Source organism: Pseudomonas sp. 1176_21, assembly GCF_052850635.1.
In genome coordinates, this window is record NZ_VXCV01000001.1 from 492,273 (window position 1) to 515,274 (window position 23,002).

21 protein-coding genes and 2 pseudogenes are annotated in these 23,002 nt (G+C 67.4%); 11 read left to right on the top strand and 12 right to left on the bottom strand.

Annotation, left to right across the window (positions count from 1 at the left end; genetic code table 11):
• Position 1 precedes the first annotated feature (1 nt).
• Positions 2-568, bottom strand: a complete 567-nt coding sequence (locus FW760_RS02435; protein WP_043863946.1) for a GNAT family N-acetyltransferase — start codon at positions 566-568, stop codon at positions 2-4.
• A gap of 131 nt (positions 569-699) precedes the next feature.
• Here FW760_RS02435 and FW760_RS02440 point away from each other — a divergent pair, with 131 nt between their 5' ends.
• Together FW760_RS02440 and FW760_RS02445 are read left to right on the top strand one after the other, a co-directional pair.
• Entirely contained in the window at positions 700-1,236 is a 537-nt protein-coding gene (locus FW760_RS02440; protein ID WP_043860251.1) for a hypothetical protein, read from the top strand.
• Between the two features lie 58 nt (positions 1,237-1,294).
• Positions 1,295-1,771, top strand: a complete 477-nt coding sequence (locus FW760_RS02445; RefSeq protein WP_286899658.1) for a GNAT family N-acetyltransferase — start codon at positions 1,295-1,297, stop codon at positions 1,769-1,771.
• Positions 1,772-1,790: 19 nt separating this feature from the next.
• Here FW760_RS02445 and FW760_RS02450 read toward each other — a convergent pair whose 3' ends face one another.
• The 3 genes from FW760_RS02450 to FW760_RS02460 form a co-directional block, all read right to left on the bottom strand.
• Entirely contained in the window at positions 1,791-2,135 is a 345-nt protein-coding gene (locus tag FW760_RS02450) for a carboxymuconolactone decarboxylase family protein (protein ID WP_078481264.1), read from the bottom strand.
• A 183-nt stretch (positions 2,136-2,318) separates the two neighbouring features.
• Positions 2,319-3,218 carry a lipid A hydroxylase LpxO gene (gene lpxO / locus FW760_RS02455; protein WP_446443554.1) on the bottom strand — a complete coding sequence of 300 codons (900 nt, stop codon included), beginning with the start codon at positions 3,216-3,218 and terminating at the stop codon, positions 2,319-2,321.
• Between the two features lie 136 nt (positions 3,219-3,354).
• A complete protein-coding gene (locus tag FW760_RS02460; RefSeq protein WP_446443555.1) occupies positions 3,355-4,605 on the bottom strand; it encodes a DUF1835 domain-containing protein in 1,251 nt (416 codons plus the stop codon).
• Positions 4,606-4,863: 258 nt separating this feature from the next.
• Here FW760_RS02460 and FW760_RS02465 point away from each other — a divergent pair, with 258 nt between their 5' ends.
• The 8 genes and pseudogenes from FW760_RS02465 (at position 4,864) to mnmH (ending at position 12,173) form a co-directional block, all read left to right on the top strand.
• The gene (locus FW760_RS02465; protein WP_043860246.1) at positions 4,864-5,307 is read left to right on the top strand and encodes a bifunctional diaminohydroxyphosphoribosylaminopyrimidine deaminase/5-amino-6-(5-phosphoribosylamino)uracil reductase RibD; all 444 of its coding nucleotides are present in this window, start codon (positions 4,864-4,866) and stop codon (positions 5,305-5,307) included.
• 123 nt (positions 5,308-5,430) lie between these two features.
• Positions 5,431-6,069 (top strand): TetR family transcriptional regulator C-terminal domain-containing protein, encoded by a 639-nt coding sequence (locus tag FW760_RS02470; RefSeq protein WP_446443556.1) that lies wholly within the window; start codon positions 5,431-5,433, stop codon positions 6,067-6,069.
• Positions 6,070-6,291: 222 nt separating this feature from the next.
• Positions 6,292-7,296 (top strand): annotated as a pseudogene (locus tag FW760_RS02475) (cache domain-containing protein); the annotation flags it as partial.
• Positions 7,297-7,383: 87 nt separating this feature from the next.
• Positions 7,384-8,151 carry a methyl-accepting chemotaxis protein gene (locus FW760_RS02480; protein WP_370409269.1) on the top strand — a complete coding sequence of 256 codons (768 nt, stop codon included), beginning with the start codon at positions 7,384-7,386 and terminating at the stop codon, positions 8,149-8,151.
• Positions 8,152-8,339: 188 nt separating this feature from the next.
• Positions 8,340-9,110 (top strand): annotated as a pseudogene (locus tag FW760_RS02485) (MCP four helix bundle domain-containing protein); the annotation flags it as partial.
• Complete coding sequence (locus FW760_RS02490) at positions 9,105-9,968, top strand: methyl-accepting chemotaxis protein (protein ID WP_370409268.1); 864 nt, start codon at positions 9,105-9,107, stop codon at positions 9,966-9,968. The pseudogene FW760_RS02485 and the gene FW760_RS02490, both read left to right, overlap by 6 nt.
• Before the next feature lie 73 nt (positions 9,969-10,041).
• Positions 10,042-11,076 carry a selenide, water dikinase SelD gene (selD, locus tag FW760_RS02495; protein ID WP_043860242.1) on the top strand — a complete coding sequence of 345 codons (1,035 nt, stop codon included), beginning with the start codon at positions 10,042-10,044 and terminating at the stop codon, positions 11,074-11,076.
• On the top strand, positions 11,076-12,173 hold the full coding sequence (mnmH, locus tag FW760_RS02500; protein ID WP_446443557.1) for a tRNA 2-selenouridine(34) synthase MnmH: 1,098 nt from the start codon (positions 11,076-11,078) through the stop codon (positions 12,171-12,173). Before selD ends, mnmH begins: the two co-directional genes overlap by 1 nt.
• Before the next feature lie 39 nt (positions 12,174-12,212).
• Here mnmH and FW760_RS02505 read toward each other — a convergent pair whose 3' ends face one another.
• From FW760_RS02505 to FW760_RS02540, 8 genes are all read right to left on the bottom strand, one after another.
• Positions 12,213-13,265: a permease gene (locus FW760_RS02505; RefSeq protein WP_446443558.1), complete on the bottom strand. Its 1,053-nt coding sequence runs from the start codon at positions 13,263-13,265 to the stop codon at positions 12,213-12,215.
• A gap of 57 nt (positions 13,266-13,322) precedes the next feature.
• A complete protein-coding gene (locus FW760_RS02510; protein WP_054914410.1) occupies positions 13,323-14,402 on the bottom strand; it encodes a lipocalin-like domain-containing protein in 1,080 nt (359 codons plus the stop codon).
• Positions 14,392-16,848, bottom strand: coding sequence for an FtsX-like permease family protein (locus FW760_RS02515; RefSeq protein ID WP_446443559.1), 2,457 nt, complete (start codon positions 16,846-16,848; stop codon positions 14,392-14,394). Before FW760_RS02515 ends, FW760_RS02510 begins: the two co-directional genes overlap by 11 nt.
• The gene (locus FW760_RS02520; protein WP_043860253.1) at positions 16,845-17,501 is read right to left on the bottom strand and encodes an ABC transporter ATP-binding protein; all 657 of its coding nucleotides are present in this window, start codon (positions 17,499-17,501) and stop codon (positions 16,845-16,847) included. Before FW760_RS02520 ends, FW760_RS02515 begins: the two co-directional genes overlap by 4 nt.
• Positions 17,502-17,879: 378 nt before the next feature.
• Positions 17,880-19,214, bottom strand: a complete 1,335-nt coding sequence (locus FW760_RS02525; RefSeq protein WP_043860236.1) for a cation:proton antiporter — start codon at positions 19,212-19,214, stop codon at positions 17,880-17,882.
• A gap of 87 nt (positions 19,215-19,301) precedes the next feature.
• Positions 19,302-19,964 carry a hypothetical protein gene (locus tag FW760_RS02530; RefSeq protein ID WP_043860235.1) on the bottom strand — a complete coding sequence of 221 codons (663 nt, stop codon included), beginning with the start codon at positions 19,962-19,964 and terminating at the stop codon, positions 19,302-19,304.
• A gap of 2 nt (positions 19,965-19,966) precedes the next feature.
• Positions 19,967-21,127: a class C beta-lactamase gene (gene ampC / locus FW760_RS02535; protein WP_256589675.1), complete on the bottom strand. Its 1,161-nt coding sequence runs from the start codon at positions 21,125-21,127 to the stop codon at positions 19,967-19,969.
• Positions 21,124-21,930 (bottom strand): AraC family transcriptional regulator, encoded by an 807-nt coding sequence (locus FW760_RS02540; protein WP_054914413.1) that lies wholly within the window; start codon positions 21,928-21,930, stop codon positions 21,124-21,126. Before FW760_RS02540 ends, ampC begins: the two co-directional genes overlap by 4 nt.
• 79 nt (positions 21,931-22,009) lie before the next feature.
• Between FW760_RS02540 and FW760_RS02545 the strand changes: the two genes are divergently transcribed.
• Positions 22,010-22,984: a bile acid:sodium symporter family protein gene (locus FW760_RS02545; protein ID WP_043860233.1), complete on the top strand. Its 975-nt coding sequence runs from the start codon at positions 22,010-22,012 to the stop codon at positions 22,982-22,984.
• Positions 22,985-23,002 lie beyond the last annotated feature (18 nt).

Below are 23,002 nucleotides of genomic sequence, written 5' to 3' on the forward strand. Positions count from 1 at the left end.
GCTAGCGCCCGCGCTTGCGCGACACCACCGCCTCGATGTTCTTGCGCCCGATCAGCCTTGGCTGTTCGGGCGCAGTCATTTCACCCAGCCACTTGTACATCACCAGGCAGTCGACCAGGCCCAGGCGGGCATGCTGGTAGGCCCTGGGCAGGCGCCCGACGGTCTCGAAGCCCAGCGCGTGCCACAGCGCCACGGCCACCTCGTTGCTGGCCACCACCGAGTTGAACTGCATGGCCAGGAAGCCCTCGTTGCGTGCCAGGCGCTGGGAGTGCTCGCACATCAGCCGCGCCACGCCGCGCCCGCGGGCGGCCTCGGCGACCATGTAGCCGCAGTTGCTCACATGGCTGCCGGGGCCTGCGGCATTGGCCTTGAGGTAGTACGCGCCCAGCAACTGGCCCTCGTCCTCGACCACCAGCGTGTGCAGCGGCACCTCAAGCCACAGGTGCCGGGCCTGCTCCAGGCTCAGGTTCGGGTCGTAGGCGTAGGTCTCCCGCGCTGCGATCACGGCCTGGAAGGTGGGCCAGAAGCGGTCGAAATCGGCGGCGGTCATCGGGCGGATCTGCAGCATGGGAATCCTTGGCGGGCGAAGGGGGCGGGTGGGGCGCCATTCTAAGGGATTGCGCCCCGACCGGCGCAATCAACTGAACGCTGGCGCCGGGGTGGGCTCCAAATTCGACCACTGGTTGCGGATACCCAGACATGTCGAAAATCATCACCCAACCCTTGCCCGTGCAATCGAGCGACGAAGACGACCCGTTGCTGTTCGGCTCGCCCAAGGAGCGCCTGGACTTCTACCGGCGCGAGATCCAGTACGAAACCAGCCTGCTGTCCAACCGGACCAACGCCTACCTCACGGCGCAGTCGTTCCTGGTGATCGCCTTTGCCTCGTCGATGGCCAACCTCAACCCCGAATGGGGCAAGCTGTTCACCCTGGTGGTGCCGTGCCTGATGGCGCTGCTTGGCATCGTCAGCTCGCTCAACGCCTGGCCGGGCATACGTGCCGCCTACCTGATCATCGATCACTGGCACTTCAAGCAGAGCAACCTGCTGCACAGCAAGCCGGCCATGGGCCTGGCCTACGACGAATCGCCGCTGTTCAACGAGCTGGAATCGAGCCACAAGGGCTTTTGCAAGTCGCTGCTGTTCTCCATGCGCACGCCCTGGCTGTTCATCGGCTTCTGGCTGCTGCTGGGTAGCTTCTGCCTGTACATCCAGTTCACCAACCCGGGTGGTTGAGGCCACCGTGCAGGCCGGCTAGAGTGGCGGCTCATGCATTCACAGGGGAAGGGAACCCATGGAGTCGATCACCTTGCGCGCGGCCCGGGCCGGCGATGGGGCAGCGGTGTTTGCGGTGACGCACCAGTCGATCACGCAATTGGCGGGTGGGCGCTATTCGGATGAGCAGTTGCGCGGCTGGATGGGCCAGCGAACCCATGAGGATTACGAGCGTTCCATTGCCAAGGGCTCGATGGTGGTGGCATGTCAGGGTGAGACGGTGGTCGGTTTTGTCGACGCTGAACCTGGCGAAGTCACGCGCCTGTTCGTGCTGCAGCAGGCGGCCGGCCAGCAACTGGGCAGCCGCCTGCTGGAGGCGGGCCTGGCCAAGGCCCGGGCGCCGGGCGTGGAGGTGATCAAGGTCGAGTCCACGCTCAATGCCGAGGGCTTCTATCAGCGTCACGGGTTTGTCGCCAAGGGGCGCGACTTCTTCTCCCACGGGGTGGGCGGCGACCCGATCGAGGTGGTGCTGATGGAGCGGCCTGTGCAGCCCTGAGCGCAGGCCCCGGGCCGGGTTACTCCCCGGCCTTGCCCACCGCATCCAGTGCGCGCGCCGAGTACACCAGGGCGGCGCCGGCGTTCATCGCCACGGCCACGCCCAGGGCCTCGGCGATTTCCTCACGGGTGGCGCCTTGCTTGACCGCCTGCGCCGAGTGCACGGCAATGCAGCCGTCGCAGCGGGTGGTCACCGCCACGGCCAGGGAGATCAGCTCGCGGGTCTTTGCGTCCAGGTGGTTGGTCTTGGCCCCGGCGCCGCTGGCGGTCATGTAGCCGTCGACCGTGCCGGGCGAGAGTTGCTTGAGGTCGCCGATACCGGCCATCAGCTGTTTGCGGTAGCCATCCCAGTCCATCATGCTCATCGTCTTCACCTTTTTGTGTTGCGACAAAATGAACAGTGAAGCTAGTTTTTTCGGCACTGGGGCGCCGTTGGTCGATGGTCGGGGTGGGGGCGTACTTTGGTAGGGGCCGTTTTGCCGCAAGGCCGGCCCCTACAGGCTCACGCGCCGTCTGCAGGAGCCGGCCTTACCGGCGAAAGGGCCACCTCAGATATAGATGAACACCAGCAGCAACAGCGCCACCACCGCCCACTTCTCCAGGTAGTAGCGCAGCCGGTTGCGCTTCTTCAGCGCCTTGCCGCGCTCGCGGATCTTGTAGATGCGCGTGAACAGCCGGTTGATCCCGCCGGTCTTGTCGCCCGCATCGTTCGGCGCCGCAGCGGCGGCCATCACCTTGCGGCTGAACCAGCGGTTGAACGCCGTCGCCCAGCGGTACTTCAGCGGTCGCTCCACATCACAGAACAGGATGATGCGGTTGTGCTCGGTGTGGTTGGCCGCGTAGTGGATGTAGGTTTCGTCGAACATCACCGCCTCGCCGTCGCGCCAGTGGTAGTTCTCGCCGTCGACGCAGATATAGCAGGCCTCGTCGTTGGGCGTGTCCAGCCCCAGGTGGTAGCGGTAGGAGCCGGCATACGGGTCACGATGGCGCACAAGTTTGGAGCCCGGCGGCAGGGTGGCGAACATCGCCGCCTTGACCGTGCCGATGCCCTGCAGCAGTTCGGTGGTGCGTGGGCACAGCTTCATGGCCGACGGGTGGCTTTCGCCGTACCACTTCAGGTAGAAGCGCTTCCAGCCGCTCTTGAAGAACGAGTTGAAGCCGACGTCGTCATGGCTCTGGGAACTCTTGATTTCGCCCACGTGCAGCAGTTGCTGGGCTTCGGCACGAATTTGCTGCCAGTTGTCCTGCAGCGGCTTGAGCTCGGGGAAGGCCTCCACCGGCAGGTAAGGCTTGGCCGGCAGCCGGGAGAACAGGTAGAGAAACACGTTGATCGGGGCCAGGAAGCTGGAGTGATCGCCCAGCTGGCGGGTGAACTTGTGCCGCACGCGCCCGCGCAGGTGCACGTAGGCGATGGAGAAGACAAACAGTAGAACGAGAAAGATTTTCATGGTCGATTAACAGGTCGATGTGGCTATGCGCCATGGCATGAGCAGGCCAGCATAAACAATCAACCGCGTGCTTTGTACATATTGTTACGTTTTGGGGTGCCGACCTTTGGCTAGGTCGGCGGTCGTTCGGCAGGCATCAGGACGGTTGATGGCGCCACACCGGCTGGCCATGGGCATCCAGTGCCCAGTGCGCCAGCCCGGCCTGCAGGCGTACACCGCCTACCCAGCGTTCGGGGGCCGCGTGGTCCAGCCAGTAGGCGTTGCCTGCCAGTACCTGCTGGCCCAGGGCCGTGAGGGTCAGGCTGCGTTGCGGCCAGGGCAGGTGAACGTCCGCTTCGATCAGCAACGGCGTGGGCGCATCGATCAGCGGGCGCATCAGCGCATGGAACATCTGGTCGCCCAGGTACGGCAGTGGCTCGCGCCTGCCCATGAGCTCTGCGAACACCCGGCCGAACGCCAGGCTGCCGGCCTCGGCGACGATGCCCAGGGCCAGGCGCTCGGTCAGCGACAGGCCGTCGGCCAGCCCCGGCAGTTCCTGCAACTGGCGCAGCAATGCCGGCGCCAGCAAGGGCAGTGCCGGGCTTGGCGCATGGGCCAGCTGCGCCCAGGCCAGTGGCGAGGGCGCGCAGTACGCCGCCCAGGCACGCCGGGCCAGCGCCAGCGCTGCCTCGTCCAGGCGCCGACGCTGGGGCCACAGCCAGGCCAGCAGGTCTGGCGCGAGCTGGCCGATGCCGATGAAACGCTGCACCCCCGGCACCTGGCTGATCTCGATCAGTTCCAGGCACTCGGGCAACTGCTCGATGCCCGCCAGCACGCGGATCAGGAACAGCTGGTCATAGGCATCCGCCTCGCACCACAGCACGGCGTGCGGGCACCCGTCGAGCTGCGCCAGGGCGGCGTACTCCTCGGCACTGCGCCGCGCCACGTCGGCTTCTGGCATGCCGAACACGCGGCTGATGTAGTCGTTGCGCAGGGCGAGCAACGGTTGCGCCGGCAGTGCCGGTACCGGGCCCATGCACAGCGGGTCGATGAAGGTATGGAAGGCCCCCTTGAAACCGGCCAGGCGCAGGGTATGGGCGATGTCGTTGCCGCACCGCCAATGCACGCTGCGGGCTTCGTCGTCGGCTTCGAAGCCGGGGTTGCGTGCGGCAAAGTCGATGGCGTCGACATGCGCCTTGAGCCTTGGCCAGCTGGCAAAGCCCAGCTCCTGCGCGATCAGCCACTGCGCATCGGCCAGGCGTGGGGCGCGGGTGTGGGGCAGGGGCTTGAAGTGCGCCGGCGCAGTGCCGGCCAGCAGGTGCCTGAGCAGGGTCTTGGCGCGTTTGCGCTGGTGTTCGAGGTTGATTCTGCCGTCATGGCAGATGTGCGGGGGCAGGGCGGCGAGCATACGATCTCCTGGGTCGGGCCTTGTCCGCTTGCAGGCCGGGAGTCGTATCGACGAATGAGGCTGTTCTGTACCGGGGCGTGGCCCTTTGCGCGGACGGCAGGCGCGGAGAACGCCAGGGCGTGACTATAGCGAAGCCCGCCGGCAGCGACAACGGGCAACCGGCATGAGCGCACGATGCGGGAGAAATCGTGCCCTCGCCGTGCAGCAGGAGTACCCTGTCGCCTTCGCTCATTCTGGAACCCACTGGGCAAGGACCTTATGCCGATACTCCCTTCCAACAGCGATTTCATGCAACTGGCCCTGATCGAGGGGCGCCGTGCCTTGCCGGCGTGCCGGCCCAACCCGCCTGTGGGCTGCGTGATGGTCCGCGATCACCAGGTGATCAGCCAGGGCCACACCCAACCGCCGGGGCAGCCCCATGCCGAGGCGATGGCGTTGGCGAAATTGCCGGAAGGGGGCCGGGGTGTGACAGCGTATGTGACCCTGGAGCCCTGTTCGTTCCAGGGGCGCACCCCGTCGTGTGCCCTGGCGTTGATCGACAAGGGGGTGGAGCGGGTGTTCGTCGGCATGCTCGACCCGGACCCGCGCAATGCCGGGGCCGGGGTTCGCCTGTTGCGCCAGGCCGGTGTCGAGGTGATCGTCGGGCTGCTGGCCGAAGAGGTCTCCAGGGACCTGCGCACCTACCTGCTGGCCGAGGCCTGAGGCGCCCCACCCACTCCAGCCGCCGGCCTTGCCGGCGAAGGCGCGCCCGCAACCTGGCATGCATAGCCTCATCGCTATGTATTTTTGTATATTGCGAGGGTCTTTCCCCGAAGTGCCATCGCCATGTCCAGCATTCGTCAACGCAACCAGCAGCTGATTCTCGAGGCCGCCAGCGAGGAATTCGCCAGCAAGGGCTACAACGCCGCCCAGACCCGCGACATCGCGGCCCGCGCCGGCGTGCCCAAGGCCAACCTGTACTACTACTTCCAGACCAAGGAAAACCTCTACACCCGGGTGCTGATGGCCTTTCTGGAGCCCTTGCTCGCGGCCTCCGCCGTGCTGCGCGCCAGCGATGACCCGCAGGTGGCGCTGCCGGCCTACATCCAGGCGCGCATCCGCATCGTGCGTGACCACCCGTACACCTCCAATGTGTTCAGCAGCGAGCTGCTGCACGGGGCCAAGCAACTGCCCGGGGTGTGCCGCGACCTGCTGCGCGCCGAGGCGCAGCTCAACGTGCACTGCCTGAACAGCTGGATCAAACGCGGCCTGATCGCCCCGGTCGACCCGCAACACCTGATGCTGTTCATCTGGTCGGCCACCCGCACCTACACCAATTTCGGCTGGCGCATGGCCCAGCTCACGGGCGTGCATGCGCCCCAGGGCGACGACTACGCGCTGGCGGCCGCCACCATCACCCGCCTGGTGCTGCAGGGCGCCACGCCTGGCATGCCGGCGTCGCGCCCCATGCGGCCGACCAACTAGAAACAATCCTGCATTTTTTTGTACACGAAACTGTATTAAAGATTTTCACCTCCCCAGCCGAAACAGCGGTGATAGCAAATTGCCAGAACTCACGCTGCACGGGTGACTGGCGCCTCATGCCCGGGGAGGGTGAAGCGCGCGATGAATATAAAAAACAAGCTGGTCCTTGCGTTTGTACTGGTGGCTTTCATCCCGGTGACGGTGGTCGCGGTGGTCAGCGTGATGAATATCCGCACCCAGGCGGTTGAACAGTTCATCGATGGCAGCACCCGGGAAATACGCCAGATCGACGGCAACATGCGCCAGTTCTTCGACGGGATGCAGCAGAACGTCGATCAGATGTCTGCCGATCCTGTATACAGCGCTGTGCAGACGCTCAAGGACTACCGCGCTGCCGACGCCGCCAGCCAGCCCCTGCCAGCGCCGGCCCAGGGGGTGATCGATGCCTTTGCACGCTTTGGCGCCACCCACCCGGCGGCGGCCATCCTGTCCATCGGCCTGGAAGACGGCACCTACGCCAAGTGGCCGGATGACCCGCAACTGGCCAACTACGACCCGCGCCAGCGCCCCTGGTACAAGGCCGCAATGGCCAGCCCCGGCAAGACCGTGCGCACCCCGGCCTACTACTACGACAAGGACGACGTGGCCCTGGTGGGCACCGCCCGGGCCATGCTCGACGGCGCCGGCAAGCCCCGCGGCGTATTCGTGGTCAGCGTCTCGCTGAAGAACCTCACCGAACTGGTCAAGAGCATCAAGCTGGGTCAAAGCGGCTACGTGATGCTGATCGAGGACGGTGTGGTGCTGGTCGACCCGCGCGACGACGGGCACAGCTTCAAGCCGCTCAAGGACCTGGGCGAGCCCTACGCCAGGCTCGCGGCCACCGAACAGGGGGCTGCCGACGTCGAGATCGACGGGGTTCGCTACATGGCCAACGTATGGACCTCCCCAGGCCTTGGCTGGCGCTTCGTGGGCCTGATCGAGCAGCGCGAAGTGATGGGCGCCGCCACGCGCATGACCTACCTGGCCGGGATCATCGTGGTGGTGCTGGCGATCTTCTTCGCGCTGATCGGCGCCGCGTTCGCCCGGGTGATCGTCAAGCCCATCGGCCAGGTCAGCACGGGCCTGCAGTCGATCGCCGAGGGCGAGGGCGACCTGCGCCGCGACCTGGTTGTGCAGGGCAAGGACGAAACGGCCGAGCTGGCCGGCTGGTTCAACCGGTTTCTGGCGGCCATCCGCCAATTGATCCAGCGCATCGGCGCAGCCTCCACCAACCTGCACGACGCCTCGCAGGTCAACAGCGAGGTGGCCACCAACATGAACCAGGCGGCCGGGCGCCAGCGTGAAGCGGTGGAGCTGGTTTCCACCGCATTCAACGAAATGGTCGCCACCGCCAACGAGGTGGCCCGCTCGTGCAGCAACGCCGCCGATTCCGCCGAAAGCGGGCATCGCCGGGTGGCCGAAGGCAAGCAGCAGATCGAGCTGACCACCGAGAACGTCAACCGCCTGGGCAACCGCCTGAGCGAGTCGTCCCAGGCCATGGTCGAGCTGGAGGAGGGCAGCCGCAGCATCAACCAGATCCTGGGCACCATTCGCGCCATCGCCGAGCAGACCAACCTGCTGGCGCTCAATGCCGCCATCGAGGCCGCCCGCGCCGGTGACCAGGGCCGCGGCTTTGCCGTGGTGGCGGACGAGGTGCGCGCGCTGGCCAAGCGCACCGCCGACTCCACCGGCGAAATCGACCAGTTGCTCGGTACCCTCGCCAGCAAGACCCAGGAGGTATCGCAGAAGATGCAAAGCTGCCAGGACCTGTCCCGGGCCAGTGTCACCTCCATCGAAAGCGCGCGCGACAGCTTCGAGGGCATCCAGCTGTCGGTCAACGAGATCCGCGACCAGAACCTGCAGATCTCGGCCGCCGCCGAGGAGCAGCACAGCGTGGCCGAAGAGATCAACCGGCATATCCAGCAGATCTACGACGAAGCGCGCCTGGTCGAAAGCCTGGCCAGCTCGGCGCAGGAGGACTCCGGACGGCTGTCCACGCTGTCGGCCGAATTGAACGCACTGGTGGGCCGCTTCAAGTCCTGACCACCGACAACGTTACAATTAATGTCAATGTGATATCATGGCACCACTGCCGCCGAGTGATCCCGCCGGCAGTGGAGCAAGCACTCATAAAGAACACTGCCCTCCCGCTTCACCGCCTTGCCTGCAGAACCTGACCGCGCCGCCTGTCCCGGCGCGGGTTGTACTTTTGCAGCCACAAGGAACACCCCATGCTTCTGCGCTCCCTCAACATTTCCCTGCGTGCCGGCCTCAGCTTCGCGCTGATTGCCCTGCTGGCGATGGCCCTTGGCGGCCTGTCGCTGCTGGAAATGCGTCGAATGAACGAACAGTCCAACCAGGTCGACCAGAACTGGCTGCCCTCGATTGTCGCGGCCAACGGCGTAGCGCTGACCAGCACCCAGATCCGCACCCTGACCCTGCGCCTGCTGGTACTGCGCGACGGCGACGACCTGCAGGACCTGATCACGCGTCTGCACCAGCTCGAAGCGCAGCTGGACACCCAGGAGGCGACCTATGCCGGGCTGATCACCCTGGCGCAGGAACAGGCCGCGTTCGCCCGCTACCAGCAGGCCAAGACGCGCTACCTTGCCGATCAGCACAAGGTCGTCCAATTACTGCAGCAGGGGCGCAAGGACGACGCCATCGCGCTGGTGGACGCCGGCCCGTACCTGACCAATGCAGACGGCATGCTCACCGACCTGCTCGAAATCATTGCGCTCAACGACAAGGGCGGGGAGCAGGCGGCCCAACGCAGCACCGAGGTATTCCATGGCGCCATCAGCCTGGTGCTGGCGATTCTGGCCGTGGTGCTGGCTTTGACCGTGGCGCTGGCAGTGCTGCTCACGCGCAGCATCGTGCGCCCGCTGGGCGAAGCCGTGGGCATTGCCCAGACCATCGCCGGTGGCGACCTGTGCGACGAGATCAGCATCAGCGGCAAGGATGAGCCTGCGCGTCTGCTGCTGGCGCTGCGCGACATGCAGGGCAGCCTGCGCGGCACGCTGCAGAAAATCGCCAGTTCCTCCAGCCAGCTGGCCTCGGCCGCCGAAGAGCTGCAGGCTGCCACCGACGACTCCAATCGCGCGCTGCAGCAGCAGAACGACGAAGTGGAGCAGGCGGCCACGGCGGTGAACGAGATGACGGCGGCCGTGGAGGAGGTGGCCCGCAACGCCGTGAGCACCTCCGAGGCTTCGCGCCAGACCGACGAGACCGCCCACCACGGCCGCGAGCAGGTGCAGCGCACCGTCGACTCCATCGGCCAGCTCACCGACGACGTGACCCACACCTGCGAGCAGGTCGAGCACCTGGCGGGCGATGTACGCAACATCGGCCAGGTGCTGGAAGTGATCCGCGCGATTGCCGAACAGACCAACCTGCTGGCCCTCAACGCCGCCATCGAGGCGGCCCGGGCCGGGGATGCCGGGCGGGGTTTCGCCGTGGTGGCCGACGAGGTTCGGGCGCTGGCGCACCGCACCCAGCAGTCCACCCAGGAGATCGAGACCATGATCGGGACCATCGAGCAGGGCACCGGCACGGCGGTCACGGCAATGCGCAACAGCAACCAGCGCGCCCACGCCACCCTGGAAGTGGCGCAGCTGTGCGGTCACGCCCTGGACGAGATCACCCAGGCCATCACCGGCATCAACGAGCGCAACCTGGTGATCGCCAGCGCCAGTGAGGAGCAGGCCCAGGTGGCCCGCGAGGTGGACCGCAACCTGGTCAACATCCGTGACCTGTCGATCCAGACCGCGGCCGGTGCACGCCAGAGCAATGCCGCCAGCCAGGCGCTGGCAGGCCTTGCGGTCGACCTCAACCTGCTGGTGACCCAGTTCAAGGTCTAGCAGTAGCCACCATCACGTAGCGCCCCCGGGTCCCCTGCCTTAGACTCAGGGGCTTGAACCCGGGGGACAACCGATGAACGAACCAGTACGCCTTACCCAGTACAGCCACGGCGCCGGCTGTGGCTGCAAGATTTCACCCAAGGTGCTCGAGGTGATCCTCGCCGGCAGCGGCGCGCAGAACCTCGACCCGCGCCTGTGGGTGGGCAACGCCTCGCGCGACGACGCGGCGGTGTATGCCATCGATGACGAGCGCGGCGTGGTCTCGACCACCGACTTCTTCATGCCCATCGTCGACGACCCCTTCGATTTCGGCCGCATTGCGGCCACCAACGCCATCAGCGACATCTACGCCATGGGCGGCGACCCGCTGATGGCCATCGCCATCCTGGGCTGGCCGGTCAACGTGCTGGCCCCGGAGATCGCCCGCGAGGTGATCCGCGGCGGGCGCGCGGTGTGCGATGCGGCCGGCATTCCCCTGGCCGGCGGGCATTCGATCGACGCCCCCGAGCCGATCTTCGGCCTGGCGGTCACCGGCATCGTCGACAAGCGCCACATCAAGCGCAACGACACCGCCACCGTCGGCTGCCAGCTGTACCTGACCAAGCCGCTGGGCATCGGCGTGCTCACCACGGCGGAGAAGAAGGGCCTGCTGCGCGCCGAAGACGTGGGCCTGGCGCGTGACCAGATGTGCACCCTCAACCGTATCGGCAGCCAGATCGCGCGCCTGGAGGGGGTCAAGGCCATGACCGACGTCACCGGCTTCGGCTTGCTCGGCCACCTGGTGGAAATGGCCGATGGCAGCGGTGTGACCGCGCGCCTGGAAGCGGCGCAGGTACCGCGCCTGGCCAGTGTCGAGCACTACATCGAGCAGGGTTGCGTACCCGGTGGCACGCTGCGCAACTTCGACAGCTATGGCGAGCGCATCGGCCCGTTGAGCGAGGCGCACAAGCTGCTGTTGTGCGACCCGCAGACCAGTGGCGGGCTGCTGGTGGCGGTGGCACCCGAAGGGCAGGCGGCGTTTCTCGAGCTGACGCAGGCACAGGGCCTGGCGCTGACGCCGATCGGCACGCTGGTGGCGCGCGGCACCCATGCGGTCGAGGTGTGTTGATGCACGACGACTGCACCGACTACCGTTCGATCTTTCTCGACGATGTGCCCCTGATGGATGTGCGCGCACCGGTCGAGTTCGACAAGGGCGCGTTCACCCACGCCAGCAATCTGCCGTTGATGAACGACGACGAGCGCCAGCAGGTGGGCACCTGCTACAAGCAGCATGGCCAGCAGGCGGCAATGGTGCTCGGGCACCAGCTGGTGTCCGGGGCGCTGCGCCAGGCCCGTATCCAGGCCTGGGCGCAGTTCGCCCGGGCCAACCCCGATGGCCTGCTGTACTGCTTTCGCGGTGGCCTGCGTTCGCAGATCACCCAGCAGTGGCTGCGCGATGAGGCCGGTATCCGCTACCGGCGCGTAGGCGGGGGCTACAAGGCCTTGCGCACGTTTCTGCTGGAGGTTGGCGACCAGGCCGTGGCGCAGTGCGATTTCGTGCTGCTGGGCGGCATGACCGGCACCGGCAAGACCGAGGCGCTGGCGCAGCTGGACAATGCGCTGGACCTGGAGTGGCACGCCAACCACCGTGGCTCCAGCTTCGGCCGGCATGCCACTGCGCAGCCGGCGCAGATCGGTTTTGAAAATACCCTGGCGGTGGACCTGCTGAAAAAGCGCAACGCCGGCATCGAGCAGTTCGTGCTCGAGGACGAGGGGCGCATGATCGGCAGCCGCGCGGTGCCGCTGGGCCTGTACCGGCGCATGCAGCAGGCGCCGCTGGTGTGGCTCGAAGACAGCCTGGAATGCCGCGTGCAACGAATCCTGCAGGACTATGTGATCGACCTGTGCGCCGAGTTCGTGCTGGCCCACGGGCCGGAGCAGGGCTTCGAACACTTTGCCGGGCGGCTGCGCGAGAGCCTGTCGGGCATTGTCCGGCGCCTGGGTGGCGAGCGTTACCAGCGCCTGGCGGCGGCGATGGACGCGGCGTTGCAGGTGCAGCGTGCGAGCGGCGCGGTGGAGCTGCACCGTGCGTGGATCGAGGGCCTGCTGAGCGAGTACTACGACCCGATGTACGCCTACCAGCGCGATGCCAAGGCGGCGCGCATCGAGTTCGCCGGCGATCGGGCCGCGGTGCTGGCCTACCTGCGCGAAAGGCGGCTGTAGGCACCTGTGCCGGTGCTGTGGGGGCGGTGCACGCCGGCCCTAGAGCACCAGCAGCGCAACCAGCCCGCTGAGCACCCCCACCAGCATCGTCAGCAGCGCAACCCACACCAGCACCCGCGTATCGAAGGAGGTGCGCAGCATCAGCAGTGACGGCAGGCTCACGCTGGGCAAGGTCATCAGCAATGCCACCGCCGGCGCGGTGCCCAGCCCCAGGGCCATCAGCGTCTGCACGATCGGGATTTCCGCCGCCGTCGGGATCACGAACAGCGTGCCGACCACCGCCAGCGGTACCAGCCACACCAGCCCTGAACCCATGCCGCCCTCGACATGCGGAAACAGCCATACCCGCGCCGCGCCCAGTACCAGCACGGCCAGCACATAGATCGGGATGGTGATCCAGAACAGCTGCCACAGGGTTTTCATCCAGCGTGCCAGCAGGCTGCCGGGCACCGGGGTACTGGCCACATTGGCCGCGTCCACTGCGGGTTCGGGCAGTACGTCCGGGCGCGAGATGCGCTGGGCGAACAGCGACACCCCCACCACCAGCACCACACCTGCCACCAGGCGCAGGGCACTGAACTCCCAGCCCAGCACGAAGCCCATGAACACCAGCGTGGCCGGGTTGAGCACCGGGTTGGCGATCCAGAACGCCAGCGCCGCGCCTACCGACACATTCTGCCGACGCAGCCCGGCAGCCACCGGTGCCGCGCAGCAACTGCACATCATGCCCGGCAGGGCGAACAGGCCGCCACGCAGGGTCGAGCCCAGCCCGGCCTTGCCGAACAGGCGCAGCAGCCAGTCGCGCGGTATCAGCACCTGAACCAGCGAGCCGAGGATCACCGCCAGCAGCGCCGCCTTCCAGATGGCCAGGAAGTACACCTGGGCATACGCCAGCGCTGCCGTCAGCGGTGCGTACTGGTGATCGTCCAGGATCGAGGCGCCGATGCTGTGGCTGTCGGCGGCAACAAACGACTTGGCGTAGTAGGGCGACCATTTCACGTAGTACAGGCCGATGGCGGCCACCAGCAGGAACGCCAGCGGTTTGCACCACTGCGTCCAGCCACGGGGGGCGGAAGTAGACAGGCCAGGCATGGTGCAACTCCAGGCAGGTGGGCGTTCAGGCAAGAATAGCCGCTGCGTCGGTGGCGCTCAGCGCGAATAGCCGGTCATTTCCAGGTAGCCACGCCCGGCCGTGCTGCCCTGTACCTTCACCGGGCCTTCCCAGTAGGGAAAGCGGGTGCCCATCCAGGCCTGCGGCACCAGGGCGTCGACCTCGATGTCCAGCTGCCGGTCGGGCACCTGCACCCGCCAGCGCGTGGGCACCTGCGGGCCGTCGACCAGTTGGGTGCGGGCCAGCGGCTCAAGTACGATCTGCGCACCGTTGAGCGCGGTGCTGCTGCCGTCGGCGGCAATCCAGGTGCCTGCCCGGTACGGTTGTGCATCGGCCTGACGGACCTGGAACAGCATCAGCCGCGTGCCGTTGTCCAGGTGCAGCGAAAACCAGTCCCAACCGTGCTGGTCGGGGGCCAGCGGCTGGCTGCTCCATTCGCGGTCGAGCCAGGCGTTGCCGGTCACCTCGACGCGCCGGCCCTCGTGCTGTACTTCACCGCGCACGGCATAGAACGGCTGGCTGTAGTAATACGACGCCTGGCCCTGGCCGGACTTCTCGCTGTAGCCCTGATCGCCCTGCAGCACCAGGGGCTGCTGGCTGCTCAGTTGCAGGTCGTAGCTGAAGCCGTTGCCGCCTGCGCGCATCTGCAACTGCTCGATGCCTTGGCCGCCCACCGCCTGCAGCGACCAGTCGTCGATCCAGGCCTTGAACGGTTGCGCCTGCACGTCCGCCTGGCCGACACCGCCACGCGCCAGCGTTTCACTGAACTGATGGCCAAACGGCCCGCTCAACGCCGCGTGCCCCAGCCATACGGCGGGGCTGGCCCAGCCCGGCTGTTCGGCGCCGGGGCGCAGCGCCGAACGGAACAGGGTCCATTGCGCACCCCAGTCGCGGCCCTGTGCATCGCGCAGGTTGGCGGTCACGTACCACCATTCGATGCGATACCCCGCATGGGCGCCGTGGTCACGCGGGAACTGCAACGGTTGGCCGCGCACCACCGGGGCAAAGGCTGCAGCGTCCTGGCCCAGGCCGGCAAAACCGGCGGGTGGCGGTGGCGAGGGGTCGCAGGCGCCCAGCAGCAGGCACAGCAGCAGGACGCCCCACTGTCTAGGTTCCATCGGCATAGTGCCTCAGCAGTTCGGCGGGCTGGCGGCGGGCCAGTTGCCACAGGGGGCCGGCGGCGGCGAGCAGGGCGGTGAACAGGCCCAGCAGTGCCAGTTGCAGCAGCTGGCCAGGGAACACCTGCAACGGCAGGCGCCAGCCGAACGCCTGCACGTTGACCACCGCCACCAGGCACCAGGCCAGCAGCAGGCCCAGGGGAATTGCCAGCAGCACGGTCAGGCTGGCCAGCAGCAGCGTCTGCCCCAGCGACAGCCAGGCCAGGTGCTGGCGCCTGACGCCCAGTGCCCATAGCGGCGCCAACTGGCCGAGCCGGCTCTGGCCCAGGGTCAAAAGGCTGATCAACAGGGCCACGCCGGCCACGCCCAGGGTCAGGCTGTTGAGTGCGGCGGTGGCGGCGAAGGTGCGCTCGAACACCTCCACCGACCAGCGCCTGAGGGTGCGCTGGTCCACGAGCCGGGTGCCGTCCAGCGCATAGCGTTGCTGCAGCGCGGCCTTGAGCGTCGCCACCTGCTCGCTCGCCACGCGCAGGTTGAGGGTGTTGAGCGTGGCCTCGGGCCAGGTGCGCCGCAGCCAGTCGGCGTTCACCAGCACCTGCCCGCGCGGGTTGCCGTAGTCGGCGTATACGGCCACCACGTCAAGGGGCGCAGCGCCGGGCAAGCTCAGGCGATCGCCCAGGTCCAGCGCCAGGCGCCGTGCCAACTGTTCGCTGAGCATCGCCCCGGCGCCGCTGGCCAACTGGCGCCACGCCTCGCTGCGCTGTTCGAGCAGCGGCCAGTGCTGCGCGTAGGCCGGGTGGTCGATCACCCCCTGCACCTGCACCGGGGCGCCGCCTACGCGCACTTCGGTGCGCCACTGCGCGAGCACGGCGCGCACCCCTGGCTGGGTGGGTAGCCAGGCCGCGATGGCCAGGCCCTGGGCGGTGTCATGCGGGGTCACGTAGAGCTCGGCCGACAGCCGTTGATCGAGCCAGACCAGAAAGGTCTGGCGGAACCCGGACGTCATGCTGCCCACCCCGACGCTGGCGGCCAGCGCCAGCAGCAACGCCATCAGCGCCAGTGCCAGGGCCGGCAGTTGCTGGCGGCTGTCGGCCACGAACCACTGCGCCAGCGGCCGGTGGCACAGCCGCTGCAACAGCGCCAGGGCGCCATCGAGCAGCAGTGGCAGCATCAGCGCGGCGCCCAGCAGCAAGGCGGCCAGCAGGGTGAAGGCCGCCGGCAGGCTCGCGCCCCAGCGCCAGCACCCCAGGGCCACGGCCAGCAGCAGTAGCGCCAGCAGTGCCTGGCGTCGCAGCCAGCGCACCTGCGCCTGGCGCCAGGCCTGGGGCTGTGCCAGCGCCAGCAGCGGCAGGCGCGCGGCGCGCAGCAGGCTGCCGGCACCGGCCAGTGCTGCCCCGAGCAGGCTGATGGCCAGCCCGCTCAGCCACCAGTGCAGCGGCAGGCTCAGGTGCCCGGCCACCTGGGCGCCATACAGGCCGCGCAGGCTGGCGGCCACGTCACCCAGCAGCAGGCTGGCCAGCAGGTAACCGCAGGCCACCCCGGCCAGCCCGGCCAGCAGCGCGAACAGCCCCAGTTCGATGGCCAGGGCAGTCACCAGCGCACGCACACTCACGCCGCAGGCACGTAGGGTGCGCAACAGGCTGCGGCGCTGCTCCAGGGCCAGGCCGATGGCCGCATGCACGATGAACAGCCCCACCAGGAAGGCCAGCAGGCCCAGCGCAGTGAGGTTGAGGTGAAAGCTTTCGGTCAGCCGTTGCAGGTCGTCGGTGTCGCTGGCGGCCTGCACCACCAGTAGCTCGTTCAGGCCCTCGGGCAGCGCGGGCGGGGTGTAGCCGGCGGGTATCAGCAATCGCGAGAGCTGTTGCGGTGCCTGCAGCAGGCATTGGGCCTGGCCGATGTCGACCACCATTACCCCCGGGGCCAGCTGCGCCTGTACCTGCAACGGCGGCAGACGCTGGCCGTCGCCGCTCAGCGGTTCGGCACCGGGCGCCAGGCCAAGGCGCTGCAGGGTGTCGGGTGCGATCCATGCCTGGCCCGGGGGGCCGATGAAGGCTGCGGGGTCGATGCGTTGGGCGGCCTGGCCGGCGATGGCGCTGCCGGGTGGCAGGCTCAGCGGCTCGATGCCCAGCAGCTTCACGCTGACCGGTTCGGCGCCGGCAAAGCGCAGGCGGCCTTCGAGCACCGGCGACACCGGCCAGCCGGCCCGGCGCAGTTGAATGTAGGCGTGCTGGTCGAAGCGTTCGCCGTGGCGCGGGCTCACCTGCGCCTGCGCTGCGCCGGTCAGCAGCGCGTTGGCCCGCGCGTAGTCGGCGCGGGCCTGCTGGTTGAGCGCCTGGACCCCGGCCCACAGGGTGGTGGCCAGCCACAGCCCGGTGAGGATGCTGGCGCATTGCAGGGGGTGGCGCCGCCAGTGGCTGAGCAGCGCCTGCAGGCACAGGCCGATCATGCGCGTACCCGGCCCAGGTGCAGGGTCAGGCGCTGGTGCAGGCGGGTGGCCAGGTGGGCGCTGTGGGTGACCATCAGCAGGCTGCTGTTGCTTGCCCCGACCAGCTCCAGCAGCAGGTCGAGCACGTTTTCGCTGCTGGCTTCGTCGAGGCTGCCGGTGGGTTCGTCGGCCAGCACCAGCGCGGGGCGCGAGGCCAGTGCGCGGCCGATTGCCAGGCGTTGCTGCTGCCCGCCGGAGAGTTGCTCGGGGTAGCGTTGCAGCAGCGGCGCCAGGCCCAGGCGCTCGGCAAGGTGGGTGACCCAGGCCGGGTCATGACGGCCGGCCAGGCGCGCCTGAAAGGCCAGGTTGGCGGCCACGTCCAGGCTGCTGATCAGGTTGTATTGCTGGAACACCAGGCCGATGCCTTGTCGGCGCCAGTGGGCGAGCCCGGCTTCGGTGCGGGTGTGTAGCGGTTGGCCGTCGAACAGAATGCGCCCGCTGTCGGGGCGTTCGAGGCCGGCTATCAGGTGCAGCAGCGTGCTCTTGCCGCTGCCGGACTCGCCCATCAGCGCCAGGCTGGTGGCGGCGGGCAGGTGCAGATCGACACCGCGCAGCACCGGCAGGGTGCCTTGGGCGGTGGTGAAGGTCTTGTGCAGGTTTTCGACGATGAGCATGGGTGAAGGGTAGGCCAGGTTGGGGCAGGTGGGTACATCGGGTTGTGCCATGGCGATTCTGCGGGCCAGGGTGGTTTTAAAAATGTGTGAGCCGGCCTTGCCGGCGAAGCGCCGCGCGAGCGGCGCTCGGTCTTGAGGGCGCCGGTGAACTCAAGTGTGCACTGTTTGGTTTTGGTGCGATTTCAAACCACCCGGTTGCAACGCTCCAAAGAAAGCTCCGGCGTGGGATCGCAGTGAGGGCCGATGCGCCAGCCAACACAGTTGCAGCGCCCATGAAATCGAGCGCCGCCCGCGCGGCGCTTCGCCGGCAAGGCCGGCTCCCACATTGATTGCAACGCACCATGGCCTGTGCGAAGGGTATTTCGCCAGCAGGGGCGGTCAGCCGCGCCGCCCGTAGTAGTTCAGCATCGGTTGCGTGCTCAGGCCATGCACCACGATGCTCAACGCCACCACCGACAGCGTGATGTTCAGGCACTGCGCCGAAAGCGTGCCGCCAAGGCCGTGGCTCAGGGCGTAGAACAGGTAGAACAGGCTGCCGATGCCACGAATGCCGAACCAGCCGACCATCAGCCGCTGGCGCAGGTCGAGCAGGCTGCCCCAAGGCATCAGCAACACGCTCAACGGGCGCACCACGCAGAACAACGCCAGGCCAAAGCCCAGTGCGCGCCAGTCCCAGTGGCTGGCCAGCGCCACGCCGAGCACGGTCACCAGAAACACTTCCATCACCCGCTCCACCAGGCTGCCGAAAGCAAGCATGTCGCCCATCATCACCCCGGCCGCCACCTGGGTGTCTTCGAGGTTGTCCAGGTCGCCATGCACCGCATTCTCCGGCGCGGCTTCCAGGTGCCCAGCCACCGGTTGCGCCAGGTGCTCGGACGGGGTCTGCGAACCGCCGGTGAAGCTCACCTCGGCCTGGCGCAGCCCCAGCCCGGCGGCAAACACCGCCAGAAACCCATAGGCGTGCAGGGTGTCGGCCACCACATACGCCAGTGCAATCAGCGCCAATGCCAGGTAGTCGTTGGGGGTGAGCGTGCTGTCGGCATGGCTGATGCGCAGGGTCAGGGTCAGGCGCCCCAGCAACTTGCCCATCCAGTAGCCCACCAGCAACCCCACCGGCATCGCCCACAGCAGGTCGCGCCACAACCAGGTGAACAGCGCCGAGCCGTCGACGGCCTGGCCCTGCACCAGCAGCAAGCCCAGCAGCACGAAGGGAAAGGCCACGCCGTCGTTGAGCCCGGCCTCGCCCGACAGGCCGAAGCGCAGCGGGTCGTGGTCCTGCGCATCGTTGACCTGCACCAGCGCTGCCAGCACCGGGTCGGTGGGCGCAAGGATGGCGCCGATCAGCAGGGCCGGCGCCCACGCCATGTCACCCAGGTAGTGCAGCACCACGCTGAAGCCACCGATGCTCAGCAGCATCACCGGGCCGGCCAGGCCGAATGCCACCCGCCAGACACGGCTGCGCAGCGGCAGGCGCAGCTTCAGGCCACTGATGAACAGCGAGAACAGCAACGCGACTTCGGTCAGGTGCTTGAGCCAGCCGGCGGCGTGGTCCAGGTCCAGGTGCAACAGGCCCAGCCCCAGCGGGCCGATGCCGATGCCCAGCAGCAGGCACACCGCCGAGGTGGTCACCGGCATCCAGCGCAGGTACGACGAGGTCAGGGCCAGGATCAGCAACACGGCGCCGAACACGGCGATCCACAGGGTAAAACTCATCGAAGGCACCGTCGCATGGGGTCGGGCCAACGCTGGCCCCTGAGCATTCGAGGGGCGGGGTGCGGCAGAGGTTCACTGCACGCAGCATCAGGGCGCCGGGCTGTCGACCTGCTGCAGGCTGAAGGTGCCGGTGAACGGGTTGCCCTGCAGCCTGTAGCACTGGCTGTGGTTCTTGCGCAGCCATGCAGTGCCCGCGTCGACCGGGCCGCAGTTGGAGGCGGGCATGGCATCGACGATCAGGGCGTACTCCAGGCCCTCGTCAAGCTGCTGCAGGGCAAACCCCGCACAACAGACCAAGGCCGCGGCAAAGAAGGGTTCGAACGTCGGCACTTTCTGCGCCGGGGCCGGGGCGGCGCCGGGGCGTAGTCTGCCAGCCGCCCTGCGCAGCCACTGGGGCAACAGCAGGTAGACCCCCAGCAGCATCAGCGAGAACGGGATGGAATAGAGCGCCCCATACACCACCGCCGCGTTGTCCAGGTAGTCCACCTCGATGCCAAAGCGCGCATTGAGCATCCGTTGCGCAGACAGCTTGCACAGGTACACCACGACCACGCTGTACAGCAACGACCCTGGCCAGTAGCTGAGAAAGGCGAAGAGGCGCGACAGGTTCAGCAGCGCATAGATGCCGCCGGCCGCCAGCCCGCCGACCAGTATCAGGTTCGCGCCGAGGCTCGGCGGCAGGCGCGCGAAGCCCCACAGCCCGGCCAGCAGCAACAGCAGCTTGAGGGTGTCGCGTACCGGTTTGCTCACGGTCAGTGGCTACCTTCGTTCAAGGCGCCGAGGATCTGGTAGGCCAGCTTCACCCGCGCTTCGTTGGGGTAGTTCTTGTTGGCCAGGATCACGATGCCGATCCGCTGCGAGGGCACGAACGCCACGTAGCTGCCAAAGCCATTGGTGGAGCCGGTCTTGTTGATCCACACCGCCTGCTGCGGGGCCAGCGGGGGTTGCAGCGGCGTGACGTCGAGGGTTTCAAGGGCCATGCGGCTGGCATTGCCGTCGAGCAGGGTCTGCAATGCGACCGGGTAGGGGTACTGCTCCCAGATCAGGTCCTGGGTCATGGGGCCCACCTGGTAGTAGCCGGTATGGGTGGCGGCAATAGCCTGCTTGAGGGGCGTATCGAGTTTCTCCAGGCCCATGTTCGCCTCGACAAAGCGCAGCATGTCGTCACTGCTGGACTTCACCCCGTAGGCTTCGTCGGCCAGCACCGCAGGGCTCAGCCGGGCGGGCACGTTGTCGCGGGTATAGCCCTGGGCGTACATCCGCTGCCAGTTGGCAGGTACCTGCAGATGGGTGTTGTTCAGGCCCAGCGCCGGAAACAGCAGGTCCTGCAGGGCGGACCGGTAGCTCATGTCCAGTTGGCGGGCGCTGATCACCCCGAGCAGGCCGATGCTCGGGTTGGCATAGGTACGCCGGGTGCCTGCCGGGTAGCTCGGGGTCCAGTGCTTGAAGTAGCGCATCAGTTGCCCGTTGTCGTGCACGCTGTCTGGCAACTGCAGCGGGAAGCCGCCGGCGGTGTGGGTCGCCAGGTTCAGCAGGCTGGTGTTTTCCAGGGCACGGCCGCGCAGTTCGGGCAGGTAGCTGGCCGGGCTGTCGGTCAGCTTCAGCTTGCCGGTGGCCTGTGCATAGGCCGCCAGGGTGACGTTGAAGGTCTTGCTGATCGAGCCCAGTTCGAACAGGGTGTCGCGGTCGACGGCCTGGCCGCTGTCGCGCGAGGCCACACCGAAGTCGTAGTAGTGGTGTTGGCCATTGACTGTCAGGGCCACGGCCATGCCGGGTATCGCGTGCTCCTGCATCACGGCCTGGCTGGCGGCCTCCACCAGGTTGTCGAGGTTGTCAGGCACGGTGGCGGCCCAGGCGGCAGGGCTGGCCAGCAGCAGGGCGCTCAGCAGGTGATGCGGTTTGAACAGGTTCACGTAATGGGTTTCCGGTGGGTCTGGAGGAATTCGCCCGGTGACAGGCCGAACTGTTTGCCAAAGGCGGCGATAAAGGCCGACAGCGATTCGTAGCCGCAGGCCAGGGCCACGTCGGTGACGCGCTCGCCGCGGCTGAGTGCTGGCAGCGCACTGAGCAGGCGCATGCGCTGGCGCCAGGTACGAAAGGTCATGCCGGTGTCACGCAGAAACAACCGGCTCAGGGTCTTTTCCGAAACGCCGTACTTCAGGCTCCAGGCTGCCAGCCCGGTGCTGTCCTCGGGGTGTGCCTGCAGGCGCCGGCACAGTGCACGCAGGCGGGTGTCCTGGGGCAGCGGCAGAATCAGGTCTTCCTGCGGGGCGCTGGCCAGCTGGTCGAGCAGCACGGCGACCAGGCGCCCGTCTGCGCCCTCGGTGTCGTAGGCCACCGGCAGGCCGCTGAAGGTGCGGATCAGCTCGCGCAGCAAGGCATTCACGCCGATCACCCGGCACTGGGTGCCCGGCCACACGCTGTGCTCGATGTACAGGCTGCGGATGCAGGTGTCGTCGGCGCAGCTGACCTGATGGGGGGTATGCGCCGGGATCCACACCGCACGCTGCGGCGGCACCACGTAGCGTCCGGCGCCGGTGTGCACATGCAGCACGCCCTGGGCCGCGTACGACAGTTGCCCCCAGGCATGCTTGTGACGAAAGCCCAGGGCGATGTTGGCCAGCGACTGCGCCTGCCCGTACAGCGGGCGCGGCAGTACCTTGAGCTCGCTCAGGGGCGGGATGCGCGGGGCGTGGGGTTGTCCTTTGGGCGACACTCTTGGGGTTCTGTCGTTAGTCGGAAAAGAAAAGAAACCTTACCGTCTGCGCCATCCCAATAACAAGACAGGACGTGACATGAAACACCTGCGGTTGCTGTTCGACAATTTCACCCTGGCCCTGCTCGGCGTGATTGCACTGGCCACCTTGCTGCCCTGCGAGGGCCAGGGCGCGGTGGTGTTTGGCTGGCTGACCAACCTGGCCATCGGGCTGCTGTTCTTTCTGCACGGCGCCAAGCTGTCGCGCGAGGCGGTGGCGGCCGGGGCTGGGCACTGGCGCCTGCACCTGCTGGTTTTTGGCTGCACCTTCGTAATGTTTCCGCTGCTGGGCATGCTGTTCAAGCCGCTGTTCCTGCCGCTGGTGGGCGACGAGCTGTACCTGGGCGTGCTGTACCTGTGCGCGTTGCCGGCCACCGTGCAGTCGGCGATTGCCTTCACCTCGCTGGCGCGGGGCAACATCCCGGCGGCGATCTGCAGCGCGGCGGCCTCCAGCCTGCTGGGCATCGTGCTGACGCCGTTGCTGGTGATGGTGCTGATGGGCGTGCAGGGCGATACCGGGTCCAACCTCGATGCGGTGTTGAAGATCGTGCTGCAACTGCTGGTGCCGTTCGTGGCCGGGCAACTGGCGCGGCGCTGGATCGGCGCCTGGGTGGCTCGCAATGCACGCTGGCTGAAGACCGTCGACCAGGGCTCGATCCTGCTGGTGGTGTATACCGCGTTCAGCGACGCGGTGATCAGCGGGTTGTGGCAGTCGGTGCCGCTGGTGCGGCTGCTGGGGCTGGCGCTGGTGTGCTGCGTGTTGCTGGCGGTGGTGCTGTGGTGCACGCAGTTGCTGGGCAAGCGGCTGGGGTTCAACGTGGAAGACCGCATCACCATCCTGTTTGCCGGCTCCAAGAAAAGCATGGCCACCGGTGTGCCGATGGCCCAGGTGCTGTTTGCCGGGGGGGCGATTGGCGCGATGATTTTGCCGCTGATGCTGTTCCACCAGATCCAGCTGATGGTGTGTGCGGTGCTGGCGCAGCGCTACGCGGCGCGGGAGGAGGTGAGCGCCTGATTCAGGTGCTGTGGTGAC

What these genes read in the sequence shown, in the direction of transcription:
- FW760_RS02435 (WP_043863946.1), bottom strand. Translation starts at nt 568, where the DNA reads ATGCTGCAGATCCGCCCGATGACCGCCGCCGATTTCGACCGCTTCTGG.
- FW760_RS02440 (WP_043860251.1), top strand. Translation starts at nt 700, where the DNA reads ATGTCGAAAATCATCACCCAACCCTTGCCCGTGCAATCGAGCGACGAA.
- FW760_RS02445 (WP_286899658.1), top strand. Translation starts at nt 1,295, where the DNA reads ATGGAGTCGATCACCTTGCGCGCGGCCCGGGCCGGCGATGGGGCAGCG.
- FW760_RS02450 (WP_078481264.1), bottom strand. Translation starts at nt 2,135, where the DNA reads ATGAGCATGATGGACTGGGATGGCTACCGCAAACAGCTGATGGCCGGT.
- lpxO (WP_446443554.1), bottom strand. Translation starts at nt 3,218, where the DNA reads ATGAAAATCTTTCTCGTTCTACTGTTTGTCTTCTCCATCGCCTACGTG.
- FW760_RS02460 (WP_446443555.1), bottom strand. Translation starts at nt 4,605, where the DNA reads ATGCTCGCCGCCCTGCCCCCGCACATCTGCCATGACGGCAGAATCAAC.
- FW760_RS02465 (WP_043860246.1), top strand. Translation starts at nt 4,864, where the DNA reads ATGCCGATACTCCCTTCCAACAGCGATTTCATGCAACTGGCCCTGATC.
- FW760_RS02470 (WP_446443556.1), top strand. Translation starts at nt 5,431, where the DNA reads ATGTCCAGCATTCGTCAACGCAACCAGCAGCTGATTCTCGAGGCCGCC.
- FW760_RS02480 (WP_370409269.1), top strand. Translation starts at nt 7,384, where the DNA reads ATGAACCAGGCGGCCGGGCGCCAGCGTGAAGCGGTGGAGCTGGTTTCC.
- FW760_RS02490 (WP_370409268.1), top strand. Translation starts at nt 9,105, where the DNA reads ATGCAGGGCAGCCTGCGCGGCACGCTGCAGAAAATCGCCAGTTCCTCC.
- selD (WP_043860242.1), top strand. Translation starts at nt 10,042, where the DNA reads ATGAACGAACCAGTACGCCTTACCCAGTACAGCCACGGCGCCGGCTGT.
- mnmH (WP_446443557.1), top strand. Translation starts at nt 11,076, where the DNA reads ATGCACGACGACTGCACCGACTACCGTTCGATCTTTCTCGACGATGTG.
- FW760_RS02505 (WP_446443558.1), bottom strand. Translation starts at nt 13,265, where the DNA reads ATGCCTGGCCTGTCTACTTCCGCCCCCCGTGGCTGGACGCAGTGGTGC.
- FW760_RS02510 (WP_054914410.1), bottom strand. Translation starts at nt 14,402, where the DNA reads ATGGAACCTAGACAGTGGGGCGTCCTGCTGCTGTGCCTGCTGCTGGGC.
- FW760_RS02515 (WP_446443559.1), bottom strand. Translation starts at nt 16,848, where the DNA reads ATGATCGGCCTGTGCCTGCAGGCGCTGCTCAGCCACTGGCGGCGCCAC.
- FW760_RS02520 (WP_043860253.1), bottom strand. Translation starts at nt 17,501, where the DNA reads ATGCTCATCGTCGAAAACCTGCACAAGACCTTCACCACCGCCCAAGGC.
- FW760_RS02525 (WP_043860236.1), bottom strand. Translation starts at nt 19,214, where the DNA reads ATGAGTTTTACCCTGTGGATCGCCGTGTTCGGCGCCGTGTTGCTGATC.
- FW760_RS02545 (WP_043860233.1), top strand. Translation starts at nt 22,010, where the DNA reads ATGAAACACCTGCGGTTGCTGTTCGACAATTTCACCCTGGCCCTGCTC.